At 26.7% G+C, this 16,006-nt stretch carries 9 protein-coding genes; 3 read left to right on the forward strand and 6 right to left on the reverse strand.

Going from position 1 to position 16,006, the window contains the following annotated elements:
* Position 1 precedes the first annotated feature (1 nt).
* Positions 2–2,467: a nitrite reductase large subunit NirB gene (gene nirB, locus B0174_RS03700; RefSeq protein WP_108558309.1), complete on the reverse strand. Its 2,466-nt coding sequence runs from the start codon at positions 2,465–2,467 to the stop codon at positions 2–4.
* Between the two features lie 251 nt (positions 2,468–2,718).
* Here nirB and B0174_RS03705 point away from each other — a divergent pair, with 251 nt between their 5' ends.
* A complete protein-coding gene (locus tag B0174_RS03705) occupies positions 2,719–4,128 on the forward strand; it encodes a methyl-accepting chemotaxis protein (RefSeq protein ID WP_108558310.1) in 1,410 nt (469 codons plus the stop codon).
* 18 nt (positions 4,129–4,146) lie between these two features.
* Positions 4,147–5,358, forward strand: coding sequence for an EAL domain-containing protein (locus B0174_RS03710; protein WP_108558311.1), 1,212 nt, complete (start codon positions 4,147–4,149; stop codon positions 5,356–5,358).
* Positions 5,359–5,566: 208 nt separating this feature from the next.
* Here B0174_RS03710 and B0174_RS03715 read toward each other — a convergent pair whose 3' ends face one another.
* Positions 5,567–6,745, reverse strand: coding sequence for a hypothetical protein (locus B0174_RS03715; protein WP_108558312.1), 1,179 nt, complete (start codon positions 6,743–6,745; stop codon positions 5,567–5,569).
* 165 nt (positions 6,746–6,910) lie between these two features.
* Entirely contained in the window at positions 6,911–8,899 is a 1,989-nt protein-coding gene (locus B0174_RS03720; RefSeq protein WP_108558313.1) for a molybdopterin oxidoreductase family protein, read from the reverse strand.
* Between the two features lie 204 nt (positions 8,900–9,103).
* Between B0174_RS03720 and B0174_RS03725 the strand changes: the two genes are divergently transcribed.
* Positions 9,104–11,110 carry an EAL domain-containing response regulator gene (locus B0174_RS03725; RefSeq protein ID WP_108558314.1) on the forward strand — a complete coding sequence of 669 codons (2,007 nt, stop codon included), beginning with the start codon at positions 9,104–9,106 and terminating at the stop codon, positions 11,108–11,110.
* Here B0174_RS03725 and B0174_RS03730 read toward each other — a convergent pair.
* From B0174_RS03730 to B0174_RS03740, 3 genes are all read right to left on the reverse strand, one after another.
* Positions 11,082–12,710, reverse strand: a complete 1,629-nt coding sequence (locus B0174_RS03730) for a bifunctional protein-serine/threonine kinase/phosphatase (protein WP_108558315.1) — start codon at positions 12,708–12,710, stop codon at positions 11,082–11,084. The genes B0174_RS03725 and B0174_RS03730 overlap by 29 nt on opposite strands.
* Before the next feature lie 24 nt (positions 12,711–12,734).
* Positions 12,735–14,015, reverse strand: a complete 1,281-nt coding sequence (locus tag B0174_RS03735; protein ID WP_108558316.1) for an MFS transporter — start codon at positions 14,013–14,015, stop codon at positions 12,735–12,737.
* A gap of 93 nt (positions 14,016–14,108) precedes the next feature.
* Entirely contained in the window at positions 14,109–15,992 is a 1,884-nt protein-coding gene (locus tag B0174_RS03740; protein WP_108558317.1) for a sensor histidine kinase, read from the reverse strand.
* Positions 15,993–16,006: the final 14 nt, after the last annotated feature.

The raw sequence follows: 16,006 nt of genomic DNA on the forward strand, positions 1-16,006 counted from the left end.
ATTAAATTTGCTCCTTTGCTTCAAAACTGTGTGATTCTTCTGGATTTATAACTATTGGATTAAACTCTTTAGTAAATCCATCTTCTATTGCTTTTGCCCATGGGTCAACTTGTGCTGACTCTTGTGATATTTCAAATCTTTTTGCCCAATATGCCACTTTTTCTTTATTTAATAATTCATCTTTAACATATTGTAATCCAGTTCGCTCAACCCAATGAGCTGTTCTTTCTAAGTAATAAGCATCTTCTCTGTAAAACTGCATAAAGGCTTTTACATAAGTTAGAAGTTCTTCATCTGTTTCAACTTTACAAAGAAAATCAGTAACTCGCACTTTTATACCACCATTTCCAGCGATTGAAATTTCCCAACCAGAATCAACTCCAATTATTCCTAAATCTTTAATAGTTGCTTCCGCACAATTTCGTGGGCATCCTGAAACTGCAATTTTAAATTTATGTGGAGTCCAAGAACCCCATGTTAGTTTTTCTATGATCACACCCATATTCATAGCATCTTGAGTTCCAAATCTACACCAAACATTTCCAACACAAGTTTTTACAGTTCTCAAACCCTTCGCATAAGCTTGACCCGATACAAATCCAGCATCATTTAAATCTTTCCACATGGGAGCTAACTGCTCTTTTTTAACACCTAACATATCAAGTCTTTGACCACCTGTGAATTTTACAGTTGGAACATCATATTTAACTGCAATATTTGCAATGTCTTTTAACTCTTGTGGGCTTGTTAATCCTCCCCAAATTCGTGGAACTACTGAATATGTTCCATCTTTTTGGATGTTTGCATACATTCGGTCATTTACTAAAGAACTTCTTTTGTCATTTTTATATTTGTCATCATTATATTTAACTAGTAAATAGTAGTTTATAGCTGGTCGGCATTTTGAACAACCGTCAGATGTTTTCCAATCAAGTTTTGAAAATACATCATAAACTGTTTCAAATTCACCATTATCAATAACTTTTTTAATATCTTTGTGTCCAAGTGAAGTACAAGAACAAATTCCCTCTTCACTGGCTTTATATTCATCACCTAAAGTATTTACTAAAATTTGCTCAACCAAACCTAAACAAGAACCACATGAAGCTCCAGCTTTTGTGCATGATTTTACATCGCTCAGTGATTTTAGATTTTTCTCTTTTATTGCTTTTACAATATCGCCTTTACAAACTCCATTACATCCACAAACTTCTTCATCATCACTCATTGCATTTATGTCATTTCCGCCATGACCTGAATCCCCTGAAAGTGCTGATTTCCCAAACAAGATTTTCGTTCGTAAATCTGAAATATCTGTATTTTCTTTTAGAAGTTTTAAATACCAAGAGGCATCAGCTGTATCTCCATAAAGTACGATTCCAATGATATTGTTATTGTAAATTACAAGTTTTTTATAGATTCCCGCTTTTTCATCTAATAAAATCAAATCCTCAGTTGTAACATCTCCTAAATAATCTCCTGCACTAAATAAATCAACACCTGAGATTTTAAGTCTAGTTGATAAAGTAGAACCCTCATAACCAGTAGTTTTTTTATCTGCTAGAACTTTTGCTAAAACTTTTGCTTGTTCATAAAGTGGTGCCACTAAACCATAAGTATTTCCATTGTGTTCAACACACTCTCCAATAGCAAAAATAGAATCATCAGAAGTTTTTAAAAAATCATTTACGATAATTCCTTTTTTAATATTAAGTTGTGCTTCATTTGCCAAAGCTGTATTTGGAACAATTCCTGTTGCAAATACAACTAGGTTTGAATCAACACAAACTCCATCTGTGAAGCTAACTTTTTCAACAATTTCATCACCTGAAATTTCTTCAATAGTTGTATTTAATTTAAACTCAATTCCATAAAATTCAAGATTTTTTTGAAGTAATCTTCCACCTGTTGAGTCAAGTTGTTGAGAAAGTATGCTTCCACTTCTATGAACTAAAATAGTTTTAATTCCATGTTTCGCAATTCCATATGCAGCTTCAAGACCAAGTAATCCACCACCAACAACCACAGCAGTTTTATCTTTTCTAATCGTGCTAATAATTGCATCAACATGGGCTTTTGTTCTAAATGCGATTACATTTTCAAGGTTGCTTCCTTTTGTATTTGGAATAAAGGCTCTTGATCCTGTTGCTATTAGAAGTTTGTCGTAAGATTGAGTTTTTCCACTTTCACTTTTGATTGTTTTATTAGTTTTGTCTATTGAGATTACTTTATCACCTTTGTGTAAAGTGATATTGTTTTGTTCGTACCATGATAAATGGTTGATGATTGTATCTTCAAAAGTTTTTTCTTGAGAAAGTATATAAGATAACATGATTCTATTATAGTTTACATGTGGCTCTTCACCAAAAATTGTAATTTCATATTTATCTTTATTTATTTCCAAAAGGTCTTCGATGGTTCTTAATCCACTCATTCCATTTCCGATTATTACTAGTTTCTCTTTCATAACTATTCCTTTTTATCTTCTGAAATAATTATGACAAAGGTGAGTAGATTTTTATGGAAAAAAATGTATAAAAAATATTCAATATTCTTAATCTTTAATTAAATAAATATTGATTAAAATAATTTAGTACATTGGCGTATATTTATCTACTGTAAAAGCTTAATTTTACATAAATAATTTAATTGACTTTAATCAAGACAATTATTGTCCTAATTAAATATACTTCGTGAAATAATTAATAAAGGATAAATATGTTTAATTTGAAATCACTATATTTAAGAATGACAATTGTTCATTATATTGGAATAATAATACTTCCTTTGAATGCGTTTTTATTTACTACAGACCGTATTGCTCAAATAATTCAAGTTGTTATTGCATTTGCACTTATTATTCATGAATTAGATGAAAGAAAAAATGGAAAATTATTATCACAAGAGTTAGTAAAATTTTTAAAAAATATGGATAATAAAAATGTAAGTTTAGAAATAAATACTTCAATGGCAAGTGAATATTCACAAATAAAAGATGTAATTGATCAAAGAGAAGTAGAATTATTAAAAAAAGAAAAAGAAGAATTGCTTTTAATTCAAGAAGCAAAAATGGTAATGGATAAGATAAAACATGGTCTTTACTCAGATATTATAACTTCAACAACATCAAATAAATCTCTTGAAGAGTTTAAAAAAGGTGTTAATGAAATGATAGTTGAGACAAGAGGACATTTTTCAAATGTAAATAATATTTTAAATGAATATACAAATTATGATTATAGAAATGAGTTAAAACTTGATGGAATTACACATGATGGTGAATTTAAACTTTTAGTGGGTTCTGTTAATAAACTAAAAAATGCAATTACTCAAATGTTATTAGAAAATAAAACAAATGGAGTTGCTCTTCAAAATACTTCTGAAGTTTTATTAAATAATGTGGATAAACTTAACCAATCTTCAAATGAAGCAGCACAAAGTTTAAAAAATACAGCTAGTGTATTGGAAAAAATTACTCAAAATGTAGATAAAACATCTGCTCAAACAAAACAAATGTCAAATCTTGCAAATGCCGTAACTGTATCTGCAAATGATGGATTAAATTTGGCTTTTAAAACAACAACGGCAATGGATGAAATAAATGAAAAAGTAAGTGCGATAAATGAATCTATCACAATTATTGACCAAATAGCATTTCAAACAAATATTCTTTCTTTAAATGCAGCAGTAGAAGCTGCAACTGCAGGAGAAGCTGGAAAAGGGTTTGCAGTAGTTGCTCAAGAAGTTAGAAATCTTGCAAATAATAGTACACAAGCAGCGCGCGAAATTAAAAATCTTGTTGAATCTGCAAATTTAAAAGCAAATGAGGGAAAAACAATAGCCAATAATATGATTCAAGGTTATACTACTTTAAATAGTGATATTAATAAAACAATCGAATTAATAGGTGATGTTTCAAGCACTTCAAAAGAGCAACAAATAGGAATTATACAAATAAATGATGCAATAAATATACTTGAAAAACAAGTTGAAGCAAATGCTGAGGTTTCTTCTCAAGCTAATAATATTGCAGTAAAAACATCAAATATTGCAAATAAAATCGTAGATAATGCTAATCAAAAAGAATTTGAAGGTAAAGATAGTATTAATTGCAAAAGATGTAATTAAGTAAAAAAGGTTGATATTATGGACTTAAATTACAAAGAGATAAATGATTTAAATGAGAAAAACTATAAAAAAATACTAAAAAATTATAAATTTAATGAAGAAGATGCAAGTTCTTTAAAAAGCCTAAAAAATATGGCAAATAATTATTCTCAAGAGTTATTAGATGGCTTTTATGAATTTATTTTTGAATTTGACCACGCTAAAAAATTTTTACATAATAAAGAGATTTTAACACGACATGAAAGAGGAATAAAAAACTGGTATCTAAATCTTTTTTGTGGTTTATATGATGAAAGTTATTTTGAAAAGTTAAATATAATCAGTGAAATTCATGTTCGTATTGGTTTACCTGCACATTATGTAAATGCAGCTTTTAGTTATGTTCGAGGTTTTTTGAAAAATGTTTTAATAAAAGAAGAAAAATACGAATTTTTAGGTTCAGTTGATAAAATAATAGATATTAATTTGGATATTTTAACAATTGCCTATAGAGAAGAAGAACAAAGTAAACTTGTGGATAATATTGTTTTTCTAAAAAATGTAGTAGACAACTCAAATATAGAACCATATTTTCAAGCAATTTATGATGCAAAAACTATGGAAATAAAAAAATATGAATCATTGATGAGATTAATTGATCCAAAAACCAAAGAAGTATTTTCTGTTTTTCCTTTTTTACAAACTGCAAAAAAAATAAAATCTTATGAAAAAATGATGACGATAATGCTTTCAAAAACATTTAAAGTTTTTTGTCATTTGGATACTGAATTTAGCGTAAATCTGTGTTATGAAGATATTTCAAATGAATCATTTCGAAATTTTATATATGAAAAAATTTCAAGTTGCACTAAACCAAAAAATATTATTTTTGAAATATTAGAATCAGATTTTATAGAAGATTTTAATATCGTAAAAGATTTCGCCACACATGTTAGAACTTTTGGCTGTAAAATTGCCATAGATGATTTCGGAAGTGGATATTCAAGTATGGAAAATATCTTGAAATTAAAACCAGAAATCATCAAAATAGATGGTTCTTTAATAAAAAATATTCATATTTCGCAAGAATCAAAAACAATAGTAAAAAATATCGTAAATATGGCAAAAGAGTTAAATGCAACAACTGTTGCTGAATATGTACATTCAAAAGAGGTTCTTGAAGTTGTTAAGAGCTTGAATATTGATTTTTTACAAGGCTTTTATTTGGCGGAGCCAAAGGCTTTTTTGTAGATTAGATGGAGTTTTATAATTATTCTAATTAGAGTAATTATAATGTAGAGAATTTGATTTTTCTTTTATTTTGAGAGTACATTTAAAAATAATTTTCAGAGTAATTTAGATATTTTGAGTAAATAAATTTATGGAAAAAAAGTTAAAAATTAAGAAAGGATACTGTTTTTAAAGAGATTAGTAACCTGTCCTATTTATTCCTAACTTATTAAGATTTAGGTTTAGATATTAAATCCGTATTTTTTAATTTTGCTAATATATCCATATCACTCTTTGCTCCATCCATAGTTGAAGATGGATTGATTTTGAAAGCTTCTAAATTTAATCTCATCAATTCTACTAGTAACTCTTTAGATTTTATTGTTTCAGTATCGTTAAGTTTTTCTATTTCTGTTTTGTATCTTTCAAAAGATTTAGCTAAAGATTCTTTATGAGAATACTCTTGTTCTAGCCTAGCATATTTATTTAAATTTAAATTTGCAACAGTTGCTATCCAAATAAAAGGAGCATTTATCATAAATCGTACAGTAATAGAAACTAAATTAATGTCCTTTAAGTTATTAAAATCAATTGTTTGAAAATTAAAGCATCCCATGATAATTAATACAAATATGAAAATTCCTAAACTTACATATTTATTATTTTTTGCTTCTTTAGCCTTTTGAAAAAAACCTCCACCTAATCCAGCATCGCTTGATAAATTTATTACTTTTCTTGCTTCTATTTCTGTTTCTTTTAATTGAGATAATCTTAACTCTAATTCGTCTTTTAATGAATTAATTTCTTTTTCTTCATCACCAAATATTTTTTTATAGAATTTATCTAATTCTGTTTGCTTGGTTTTAAAATCTTTATGTAAATTTTCAACTTCATTACTTATTGATTTTTCATCAGAAATTATAAAAGCATATTTCTCTTCAAATTTATCAATTTGCGCATTTAATATTTCTATTTTTACTTTTTCACCTGTTTTATTAACAAATAAATCATTATAAGCACTTTTTGTTTTTTCATACATTTCGGTATATATATCACTTAGATTACCATTTGGAGTCTCAAATATCTTCGCATATGCTTCTAGGATAGCTACTTTATTCTCTTCTAGTTGATTTATAGTTTCATCTGAAAGTAAATTCTTTGCATTTTGAAACCGGTTGTTTTCATTTAGAAAAGAATCAATTTCTTTTGCTTTTTCCAAGATATTTAAAGATTTAGTTGCATTATCTTTTATTAGAGCTATCTCATCGTTGAAAATATTTCTTAACGACCCTTCATCATCCGATTTTACTAATTCTTCTTTTATAGAATAATAATCTTTAATTTGATTATAAAATTTTTCTAATTCTTTTAGTTTGCCTTTAATTTGTTCTTCATCAAACTTTGACATTTATTTCCTTTTATGTTAGCGATAAGTTATTTCTCAATTTTTAATAATTATATTACATATAATGTAAAATCTATATGTTATTAATAATAAAAAGATTTTATTACTTATTTCTCTAAATGTATACTAGGTATATAAAGATAAATTAACTACTAAATAAAAAATCTTTTATACCCTCTCAACCCTAACAGCACTATGATTATAATCAGGTTGCATTGAGTCTTTATCGTATAAATCATGTGTTAGATAATTTATATCTCTATTACTTATAGGCATAAAGATTGTGTCGATTCTTACATCTTCACTTAAAATTGCTTTTGATTCTATTGTTCCTCTTTTTGAAGAGATTTTTATTTCATCTCCATCTTGGATGCCAAATTGTTTTGCATTTGTTGGATGGATTTCGCAAAAATTTAGCTCTTTGTATTTCATTAGAGTTTTTGGAAGATTTGTTTTTGTTCCACTGTGCCATTGGTCTCTTGTTCTTCCTGTTAATAAAGTCAAAGGAAATTTTAGATTTGTTTTTTCACTTAAGAGTTTATTTTCTACAAAAAATAGATTTGCTCTTTTGTCTTTTGTTAAAAATTCTCTATTTTCTCTTATTTTTTCTCCCCAAATAAAAGGTTCGTCTGAAAGATTATCATAAGATGCTTCGTAGATATTTAGGTGTGGATTTAGTTTTGTCATTTCTTGATATTCTTCAAATATTTCTTTTGGTGAGGTAAAACTAAAGGCATCTTTATATCCTAATCTTTGGGCAATTAGCTGAAAAATTTCCCAGTCTGGTTTACAATCTATTGAAGTTCTTGTTAGTTTTTCTTGTTTTGTGATTGTTCTATCTAGGTTTGTTTGAGTTCCTTCTTTTTCTCCCCATGGAGCAGCAGGAAGTCTGATGTGGGCAAATTTTGAGCTTTCAGAATTTTCATAGGCATTTATTTCCACAACCATTGGGATTTTTTTTATTAATTCTTCCATTTTACTTCTATTTGGAAGATGATAAATTGGGTCTGTGTGGCAAATAATTAAAACATCAAGATTTGCTTCAAGCATTTGAGTTGCTGTTAATCCAACTACATTTGAAACTTTTGTAGTTTTCCAAAACTTATTTACTTTTTCAACAGATTCTTTATCAAATCCTAAATGAACTGCCAACATTGTTGAAAGTCCACCAACTTCCCGTCCACCCATCGCATTTGGCTGACCTGTTAGTGAAAAAGGACCATTTCCTTTTGTGAATATTTTTCCAGTTAAAAGGTGAGTATTTATGATTGAAAGATTTTTATCAACTCCTTGAGATGATTGATTTATTCCCATTGTCCATGCTGTTATGATATTTTTATTTTCTTTATACATCTGCCAAAACTCTTCAAATTGTTCAGAGCTTAAACCTGTTCTTTTTAGCATTTTTGTAATGGGAATTCTTTTGAATTTATTTTTTAGTAACTCATAATTATTTACTTTTTCTTCTATGAATTTTTCATCAACTAAACCCTCATCAATAATTCTTTTTGATACAAGATTAAAAAAATCAATATCACCTGCTGGTTTTATTGGAAGATGTAAATCAGCTATTTTTGCAGTATCTGTAAACCTTGGGTCTATTACGATGATTTTTAAACCTTGTTTTTTTGCAGATTTGATTCTATTGTGAAAAACCACATGAGCTTCTGCTGTATTTGCTCCAACTAAAATAAGCAAATTTGCATCATGAACATCATTCATTCGCACTGGAACATAATCAGCTCCAATAGATTTTTTATAAGCTACAACGGCACTTGACATACAAGTTCGGCTATTTGTATCTACATTATTAGTGCCTATAAAACCTTTCATTAGTTTGTTAGCAATATAATAATCTTCTGTTAAAAGCTGACCTGATAAATAAAATCCTACTTTTTCTTTTGGAGAGTTTGTTATTTTTGAGGCAATTTTATTTATTACATTACTCCATGAAGTATCTTTGTATTCATTTGTTATTTCGTCTCTTGTTTGAGGTCTTAGCAATCTTGTTGGAGTGTCAACACTTATTAATTCTGAAATACCTTTTGAGCAAAGTTTTCCTTCATTTGTAGGATATGCTACATCTCCAATTAACTTATCTTTTTCAAATTCTAATCCACATCCCACACCACAATATCCACATACTGACTTAATCATAGTTTTTCCTATTCGTAATAATTATTTGAATCTATATTTTTATTATATAAAGGAATTAATGTAGATATAAGAAATAACTGTATCAAAAATATACAATAAGCTAAATTCCGAGTAAGTGGCATTTAAAATAATTTTTTGTTAAGATATAAGTTATATATATATTTTTTTATGATATAACTATTACTTTAATAATCAAGGATTAAAATGAATGCTGAAAAGTTAGAAGAAATTAGTTCATTATGTAAATCACTCAATCTACTTTATGTAGTAAGAGATAAAAACAATGAAAATAATAATTTAAAATATTTTGAAAACTTCTTTAACGAAGTAACATTTATGGATAATGGACTTGAAGCATTAGAAGAATTTAATAAAAATAAGTACTCAGTAATAATTACGGATATAAAAATCCCTGATTTTAACGGCTTTGACTTAATAGAAAAAATCAAAAGTATTGATAAAAACATAATAACGATTATTTATACCTCAAATGAAGATAGAGAGAGTTTTTTTAAAACAATTCAACTAAAAATAGATGGTTATTTAATGCCTCCTTTTGATGAAAATAATTTTTTAGAAATTATAAATAGATCAATTGAGAGTTGTAAAGATAAAAAGCTTCAAATAGAAAATAGAAAAAAGAATTTTAAAATTCAAAAGCAATATACAGACTTGGTCGATAAAAGTGCAATTATTTCAAGAACTGATAAAAATGGAATAATAACTTTTGTAAATGATAATTTTTGTAAAACATCTGAATATACAAGAGAAGAATTAATAGGGAAAAGTCACAATATAATTAGACATCCAGATAATCCTGCGGAAGTTTATAAAGAATTATGGAATACTGTAAGAAATAAAAAACTTGAATGGTCTGGAGTTATAAAAAATTTAACAAAAAGTGGTAAAACTTATTATATAAAATCAACAATCAAGCCAATTTTAGATGTAAATGGAGATATTCTTGAATATGTGAGCGTTAGAAGTAATGTAAATACTATTATGAGTGATAAAAAACATTTAATTGATAAAATTGAATCAAATGATCTATTTTTATTAATTTTTATACAAATAGAAGATTTTGATATTCTTGATAAATTTTATAATATTTTAACTGTTGATAAAATCGAAAAAATGTTTGCTTTTAGTATGTTATCTTATTTGCCAAATTCATATACTTTTGATAATATTTATAATATAGGAAATGGAAGATTCGCACTTTTAGCTGATTTCTTTGATTTTACTTCATCACAAACAAATATAAATGAATATCTTGAAGTTTTTGCAAAAAATATTAAAAAATCAATTTTAAATGTTGATGATATAGAGTATGACTTAAATATTATAGTTAGTTATTCTTTTGGAAAAGAGCATTTATATGAAGACGCAAAATGTGGACTTGATGAAGCTATGAACAAAAAAATGAATATTAAATATGCAAATGATTCTTCAATAAAAGAGCATATTGAAGCTAAAAAAAATATGGAAGTTATTAAAATGGTAAAAATTGCCCTTGATAATTATAAAATAGTTTCATACTTTCAACCAATAATTAATAATAAAACAAAAGAGATAGAAAAATATGAATCTTTAGTTCGACTTGTGGATGAAGATGGAAATGTATTATCTCCTTACTCTTTTTTAGATATTTCTAAGAAAGGAAGTTATTATAATAAAATTACACATCGTGTTTTGGAAAATTCATTTAAAATTTTAGAACATATATCTACGAAAATTTCTATAAATCTTTCATCTTTAGATATAGAAAAAGAGGAAACAAGAGTTAAACTTTATTCTCTTTTGGAAGAATATAAAAAGGATACTTCAAGAATTGTTTTTGAATTACTTGAAGATGAAGAGGTAAAAGATTTTGCGGTTATAAAAGCTTTTATCAAAAGAGTAAAAAAATTAGGTGTTATGATTGCAATAGATGATTTTGGTGCTGGATATTCAAATTTTGAGAGATTATTGGAGTTTGAACCTGATATTTTAAAAATTGATGGAAGTTTAGTCAAAAATATTGCTACTGATACTTATAGTAGAAATGTTGTTGAAACAATAGTTAGTTTTGCTAAAAAACAAAATATTATCACAATAGCTGAATTTGTTGAAAATGAAGAGATTTTTAATATTTTAAATGAAATGGGAGTTGATTATTCTCAAGGTTATTATTTTGGTGAACCTAAGAAAATAATTTTAGATATAAAATAAAATTTAAAATTAGTAAGAAATAAAATCCAAACTTATAGAATAATAAAGGGTCTTTTTTTAATAAAGGAGTTCTTTTCTCAAAAAAAGGTTTTACTTTTTCGGGGTATTCAAGCTCAAATCTCATATATGAATAGTTTGAGTATCTTAAATCTTCATCTACACTTAATGCCCTTAAAATAACGCTTTCAAACCATGCTGGAATATTATTATTCAATTTTTGAGGTTTTTTTGCAACACCAAAAGTAGGGTTTTGAAAAGGTTCTATTTCTCCATAAGGATACTTTCCACACAAAGCTTCATATAGTGTAACTCCAATTGAAAAAATTTCTGTTTTTTCATTTATTGCATTTCCAGTAAATCTTTCAGGTGCTAAATAAGATGGAGTTCCAGCAGTAGAGGCAATCGAAAATATTTCAGTAATTGAACCAAAATCAATTATTTTAAATATTCTTTTTCCATCTCTTTGTATTACTATTATATTTTCAGGTTTTATATCTGCATGAACTAGATTAAACTTCAAAAGATATTCTTCCATAGAAATAAGGGTTTTTGCTAATAGTATTGTTTCATGAATAGATAAATTTCTTTTTTTGAGATATTGTTTTAGATTTATTCCATCTAATTTTGTCATTAGATAATATCTTGCACTTCTTTGTTTTGGAACAAATGATTTTGGAAAGAATCCAGCTTTTAATCTTTTTGCATTCCAAACTTCTTTTATATATAAATCTAATATTTCTTCATTTTCTATTGCTTCATAAGGTGCAAATTTTATCACATATTCTTGTGTGTTTTTTATACAAATCCAAGTTCTATTATTTTGAATTAAAGAGTGCGTTAATAAATAGCCATCAATAATATCACCTTTTTTTAATTTTTCAGGAATCTCAAGCTTTAAGTTTTTCATTGATTCTATATAATCAGTATCTAAAACTTCTAAAATTACAGCACTTGTGTCATCAGGAAGATTATCATTTACTAAAGAACTAGCATTTTTAACTAATTGATATGCTCCATTTGAAATATTTTTTGACAAAATATTATTATTCATTAAAGAATACAATCCATCACTACACATTAAAATCTTGTCATCTTTTTGAATATTATTTTCAAAATAATATATTTCAACATTTGGACAAATTCCCACAGCATTTGATAAAACACTGTTCATTCCCTCTTCATTATGGTCGTGAGAAAGTTGATTTAATTTATCATCCCTTAATAAATAAATTCTACTATCACCAGCATTTGCCCCATAAAGACGATTTCCTTTTATCACACAAACGGTTACGGTTGTAATATATTCAGCTCTTTCATACTCTTGAATAGATTGAGAGTAAAGTATAGAGTTTATCGATTTGATAAACTCTTTTATTGCTTTTTCAATACTCCATACTTTTGGAAGGTTTTTAAAATTATTTATTAAATGTGAAGTTACTTTTTTTGCAGCAAGTGCTCCTTGTGTAGCACTTCCTACTCCATCACATAATACAGCAATGGTTAAATCATCAAATTGTTTAATTTCGTAAAAATCATCTCCTGTTAATTCTTTTCTTTTTGCAAGACTAAAACCTGAAGTTTTGATATTACTTTTACTCATTTAAATACCTTTTAATATTCAAAATTAAATTCTTCCACCTGCTGAAACTCCCCATGTAGTTCTCCATCTAGTTTTAACGAATGAAATTCCCAAAATTGCAATAAATACTACAACTGCAAAAATCATAAATCCAGTAGCATATCCATCAAATGCACCTTTTGACCAACCAAAAGTTTTAATAAGTGCAGTTCCACCAAGACCTCCTGCACAACCAATAATACCTGTCATAATTCCAATATCTTTACCAAATCTTTGAGGAACCAATTGGAAAACAGCACCATTTGCCATACCTAAATGAGCCATTATTAAAAATAGTACAATAATTGCAACATAAAACGGAAGAGTGTAACTAGCACTAATTATAGCTAATAAACAAACCACTCCATAAAAGAAATATAAAGACTTAATTCCACCTAATTTATCAGCAATAGCTCCACCAACAGGTCTTAAAATCGCTCCTGCAAAAATACATAAAGCTCCAAAATACCCAGCAGTTACCATAACATTTGGTTCAGCTAATATTCCAAGACCAAAATTTGTCATTTCAGGTTTATATGTACTCATTAAATATACTTTCATATATCCAGCAAAGCCAACAAAACCACCAAAACTAATAGCATAAAAAAGACAAAACCACCATGTATCTTTATCTTTTAAAAGTTTTCCATAATCTTTTAATTTTTTTGGATTTGATTTATAAATATTTGCTGGAGCATCTTTTGCCATAAAAATATAAACAATAAAAATAAATAAAGATAATACAGCTCCAACTAAAAATACAGATTGCCATCCCCAAATTTCAGCAATTTTTGGCGCAAAAATAAAATCAATAACAACTCCAATATTTCCAGCCCCAGCAAGTCCTAACACAACACCTTGAAGTTTTGGAGGATACCATTGACCAGCTTGTGGAAGTGCCACCGCAAATGAAGCACCAGCAAAACCTAAGATAAAAGCAACTGCTAATAATTGTTCATAAGTAATAGTTTCACCTTTATAATAAGCAAAAAATAATCCTAATATAACTATAAACTGTGAAACTAAAGCTGTTTTTTTAGCTCCAACTCTATCAACAAAAAAACCTAATACAACCCTCAAAATTGCACCTGCAAATACAGGAAGAGCAACTAATGTTGCACTTTGGTCTGAACTCATTATAAAATTTTGAGTTTGATTTAATGATGCAGCAATTTCAGTTGCTAATGGACCCATCATTGTCCAAACCATAAAACCAAAATCAAAATACAAAAATGAAGCTAACAGTGTTGGCCAATGCCCTTGACCTTTTAATTCTTTTAAAGACATCTATAATCTCCTTACCTTTTATTTAATACAATTATAATATTAAGAAAAAATAAGTATCCAATTAAATTGTATATTTAATATACATATTTTATTTTAAGAGTCTAATTCAATTGTAATTTCTATTCCTTTGTAACTTTTATTTTCATAATCTACATTTACATTTTTAATTGAAAAATTTCCTTCTAAGTGTTTTACGATAATTTCTTCTGTCATAAAAAGACCAATTCCTGTTCCTTTTGCTTGATGTTTAGTAGTGAAATATGGTTCACAAACTTTATCAATAATTTTTTCATCAATACCACCTGCATTGTCTGTTATTTTAATGATAACTTTATTCTCTTGCTTATTTGTAGAAATAAAAATTACTTTTGGTGCCTCTTTATTTTCAAAGGCATCTTTTGAATTGTTTAAAATATTTATCAGTGCTTGAATAAACTCATTTTCATAATTGAATAATTCATAATTATTTATTTCATTAACAAAAGTAATTTCATGATTTTTAAATTGAGCGGAAGTTAGTTTAAATAGTTTATCAAATGTATTTTTTATATTAAAAGTAGTTTTATATTTGTCTGTTTTAAAGAAGTTTCTAAAATCATCTATTGTTTCAGATAAATATAAAGCAGAATTTGTAATATTTTGTATTGATTCTTCAAAAGTTTTATCATCAAGAGTATCAAATTCTTTTTGTAATTTCATTCCAGTTGCAACAGTAGTTATAACAGAAAGTGGCTGTCTCCATTGGTGAGCGATATTTCCTAACATCTCACCCATTGCAGCCATTTTTGATTGTTGAGATAAAATATGTTCTTGTGTATTTATTTCTAATTTATAATTTTGGAATTTCTTTTCTAATAATTTAGAGATATAAATAGAAATAAATAATAGAATCAAAGTCAATAATGATGCAAAAAATAAAATATTTTTAATTTTTTTGTTAAATTCTTTATTTAATTCGATACTTTTTTTCTCAATTATTTGATTTAAATAATCATCATAAAAACCTTTTCCAATTATCCATTTCCAGCTAAATAAACCTTTTGCATAACTAGTTTTTCTAAGAGGTATTTCACTATCTATTATTTTGTAATCATAGCTTATAAAACCTCCACCATTTTTTGATAAATCGAAAATTTCATCAAATAGTTTATTTTCTTCTTTAGTATCCAATTCTTGAAAAGATTTATCTACGATATTATCTACTTTTTGGAAAAGAGTTTTTTTATCGTAATCTAAAATAAAAAAGTAGTTATTTTCGCTTGATTTTAGGTTTGAAATATACTCTAAAAGTTCTTTTTTCATATTTTCTTCAAAATCTACTACATATTCGCCACTTCCAATAAACCAATCGTAAGGTTTGAAATGTACATTAAATCCAATTTTTTTAAAATCTTGTTTACTTGTATCATCAGGTTTTGGAAAACGCCAAGTTAAAAAAGCTTCATCTTTTCCTTGAAGACTTTTTACCATTTCTCTTCCTAAATAAAAACCATCTGAATCTTGAAAATTATAAAAACTTTTTCCCTCATTTGCTCTATTTATTGGTAATAATATACAATCATAATCAAAAGTATAAATAAATATATAACCTCGTCCATTATTGAATCTTATATCAACAATAGCATCTTTTATCATTTTGATAATTTCATCTTTTGATTTTGTATCTTTATTTTCATTATAAATTCTAGTAGCAATATTATTTGCTTCATAAACTCTTTCTTTGATACTTTGTTTTAATTTCTCTTCTGTTTTTGCTTGTGTTCTAAGGATTAAATCATATAAATTTTCAACTTCTGTTTTTACAAAGTCTTGATTTCTTTTTAAAAATTCATCTTGTGTGGCTTTTTTTTCTTTTTCTAATTCATGTTGTTTGTCAGCATATAAAAATAGTGTAATAATCAAAGAAAGAGTGATAATAAATATTAAAGGTGTATATTTTATTATATTTATAAGAGACTTTTCATTTTTATAAATCATATGAATCCTAGTTA

Origin of the sequence: Arcobacter caeni (assembly GCF_003063245.1) — a bacterium.
GTDB classification, from domain to species: domain Bacteria; phylum Campylobacterota; class Campylobacteria; order Campylobacterales; family Arcobacteraceae; genus Aliarcobacter; species Aliarcobacter caeni.

Bases quoted from the DNA above. Each gene is read 5' to 3' on its own strand.
- nirB (WP_108558309.1), bottom strand. From the start codon at position 2,467: ATGAAAGAGAAACTAGTAATAATCGGAAATGGAATGAGTGGATTAAGA.
- B0174_RS03705 (WP_108558310.1), top strand. From the start codon at position 2,719: ATGTTTAATTTGAAATCACTATATTTAAGAATGACAATTGTTCATTAT.
- B0174_RS03710 (WP_108558311.1), top strand. From the start codon at position 4,147: ATGGACTTAAATTACAAAGAGATAAATGATTTAAATGAGAAAAACTAT.
- B0174_RS03715 (WP_108558312.1), bottom strand. From the start codon at position 6,745: ATGTCAAAGTTTGATGAAGAACAAATTAAAGGCAAACTAAAAGAATTA.
- B0174_RS03720 (WP_108558313.1), bottom strand. From the start codon at position 8,899: ATGATTAAGTCAGTATGTGGATATTGTGGTGTGGGATGTGGATTAGAA.
- B0174_RS03725 (WP_108558314.1), top strand. From the start codon at position 9,104: ATGAATGCTGAAAAGTTAGAAGAAATTAGTTCATTATGTAAATCACTC.
- B0174_RS03730 (WP_108558315.1), bottom strand. From the start codon at position 12,710: ATGAGTAAAAGTAATATCAAAACTTCAGGTTTTAGTCTTGCAAAAAGA.
- B0174_RS03735 (WP_108558316.1), bottom strand. From the start codon at position 14,015: ATGTCTTTAAAAGAATTAAAAGGTCAAGGGCATTGGCCAACACTGTTA.
- B0174_RS03740 (WP_108558317.1), bottom strand. From the start codon at position 15,992: ATGATTTATAAAAATGAAAAGTCTCTTATAAATATAATAAAATATACA.